At 59.1% G+C, this 2,082-nt stretch carries 1 protein-coding gene; it reads left to right on the top strand.

The genetic code is table 11. From position 1 onward, the window contains the following. Nucleotides 1–352 precede the first annotated feature (352 nt). Nucleotides 353–2,017, top strand: coding sequence for an electron transfer flavoprotein-ubiquinone oxidoreductase (locus ACRESD_RS15345; protein WP_431751697.1), 1,665 nt, complete (start codon nt 353–355; stop codon nt 2,015–2,017). Nucleotides 2,018–2,082 lie beyond the last annotated feature (65 nt).

The raw sequence follows: 2,082 nt of genomic DNA on the forward strand, positions 1-2,082 counted from the left end.
TTTATCGCAGCGTGTAAACTGCGCGCCATCGTTGAGGCACGCGTCACCTGTCTTGCTTTTGGACGTGCTCTTGAAACCTGCAGTCTGCCTACGGTAAGCGCAAAACCGACCGTATATTGACCGGAACGCCTATTCTGGTCAATACGCCAAAATAGCCAGTCATAAGCCGCGTTGCTTTGATTTACCTAGCTTTCAACCAATTCAAACAAACGTTTGTATTGGACGCTGACAGTGGTCTATATATAATGCGCCACCTAGAGAGAGCGGTGGGTCTTGCCGTTGTTGTAAGACGATACCGAACCTCCACCCATTAGAAAAAAAAGCCTGTTGAGCCTTGAGTAGGAGATAGCCTGTGGAACGCGAATACATGGAATTCGACGTGGTCATCGTCGGCGCCGGCCCGGCGGGCCTGTCTGCCGCCTGCCGACTGAAGCAGAAGGCCGCCGAAGCCGGTAAAGAAATCAGCGTCTGCGTGGTCGAGAAAGGCTCCGAAGTCGGCGCCCACATCCTCTCCGGTGCCGTGTTCGAACCACGTGCCCTGAACGAACTGTTCCCGGACTGGAAAGAGCTCGGCGCCCCGCTCAACACCCCTGTGGTGCGCGATGACATCTATGTACTGCGCAGCGCCGACACCTCCACCAAGGTTCCTGACTTCTTTGTGCCCAAGACCATGCACAACGAAGGCAACTACATCATCTCCCTGGGCAACCTGTGCCGCTGGCTGGCCCAGCAGGCCGAGAACCTGGGCGTGGAAGTCTACCCAGGCTTCGCCGCCCAGGAAGCGCTGTTCGACGAAAACGGCGTGGTGCGCGGGATCATCACCGGCGACCTCGGCGTCGACCGCGAAGGTCATCCGAAAGAAGGCGTCTACACCCCAGGCATGGAACTGCGCGGCAAGTACACGCTGTTCGCCGAAGGTTGCCGTGGCCACATCGGCAAGCAACTGATCCAGCGTTTCAACCTGGACAGCGACGCCGACGCCCAGCACTACGGCATCGGTCTCAAGGAAATCTGGGAAATCGACCCAGCCAAGCACCAGCCAGGCCTGGTGGTACACACCGCCGGTTGGCCGCTGGACATCATGAGCGCCGAGAACACCGGCGGCTCGTTCCTCTATCACCTGGAAAACAACCAGGTGGTCGTTGGCCTGATCGTGGACCTGTCCTACAGCAACACGTTCCTGTCGCCGTTCGATGAGTTCCAACGCCTCAAGCATCACCCGGTGCTGGCCCAGTACCTCGAAGGCGGCAAGCGCATCAGTTACGGCGCTCGTGCCATCTGCAAAGGCGGCCTGAATTCGTTGCCGAAGATGGTCTTCAAAGGTGGCGCGCTGATCGGTTGCGACCTCGGCACCCTGAACTTCGCCAAGATCAAGGGCAGCCACACCGCGATGAAGTCCGGCATGCTCGCCGCCGACGCCGTCGCCGACCGCCTGTTCGCCGAATCCGAAGGTGGTGATGAACTGACCGCGTACGTCGACAGCTTCAAATCCAGCTGGCTCTACGAAGAACTGTTCGCCAGCCGCAACTTCGGCCCGGCGATGCACAAGTTCGGCCCGATCCTCGGCGCTGGCTTCAACTGGTTCGACCAGAACATCCTGGGCGGCAAGATGCCGTTCACCCTGCACGACACCAAGCCGGACTACGCCTGCCTCAAGCTGGCCAAGGACAGCAAGAAGATCGACTACCCGAAACCCGACGGCAAGCTGAGCTTCGACAAGCTGAGCTCGGTGTTCATCTCTGGCACCAACCATGAAGAAGAACAACCGTGCCACTTGAAGTTGAAAGATCCGAGCATCCCGATCGGCACCAACCTGCCGCTCTACGATGAACCGGCACAGCGCTACTGCCCGGCCGGCGTGTACGAGGTGATCACCCAGGAAGACGGCGAGAAGCGCTTCCAGATCAACGCCCAGAACTGCGTGCACTGCAAGACCTGTGACATCAAGGACCCTTCGCAGAACATCACCTGGGTGACGCCGGAAGGCGCCGGTGGTCCGACTTACCCGAACATGTAAGTCAAGCGCCCAAGAAAAAGCCCCCTCGCCTTGCGGCCAGGGGGCTTTTTATTGCTCGTTGACGC

Source organism: Pseudomonas sp., from assembly GCF_050739995.1.
In the GTDB taxonomy this organism is placed as follows: domain Bacteria; phylum Pseudomonadota; class Gammaproteobacteria; order Pseudomonadales; family Pseudomonadaceae; genus Aquipseudomonas.